Genomic DNA, 405 nt, shown 5'->3' on the forward strand with positions numbered 1-405 from the left:
GGAATATTGCACAATGGGCGGAAGCCTGATGCAGCGACGCCGCGTGAGGGATGACGGCCTTCGGGTTGTAAACCTCTTTCAGTAGGGAAGAAGCGAAAGTGACGGTACCTGCAGAAGAAGCACCGGCTAACTACGTGCCAGCAGCCGCGGTAATACGTAGGGTGCGAGCGTTATCCGGAATTATTGGGCGTAAAGAGCTCGTAGGCGGTTTGTCGCGTCTGTCGTGAAAGTCCGGGGCTTAACCCCGGATCTGCGGTGGGTACGGGCAGACTAGAGTGCAGTAGGGGAGACTGGAATTCCTGGTGTAGCGGTGGAATGCGCAGATATCAGGAGGAACACCGATGGCGAAGGCAGGTCTCTGGGCTGTAACTGACGCTGAGGAGCGAAAGCATGGGGAGCGAACAG

General features: G+C 57.3%; 1 rRNA gene. It reads left to right on the forward strand.

The features are described from left to right. Window positions 1–405, forward strand: a 16S ribosomal RNA gene (locus E0D86_RS21275); the annotation flags it as partial.

This window comes from Pseudomonas sp. IC_126 (genome assembly GCF_004331835.1).
Classification (GTDB): Bacteria; Pseudomonadota; Gammaproteobacteria; order Pseudomonadales; family Pseudomonadaceae; genus Stutzerimonas.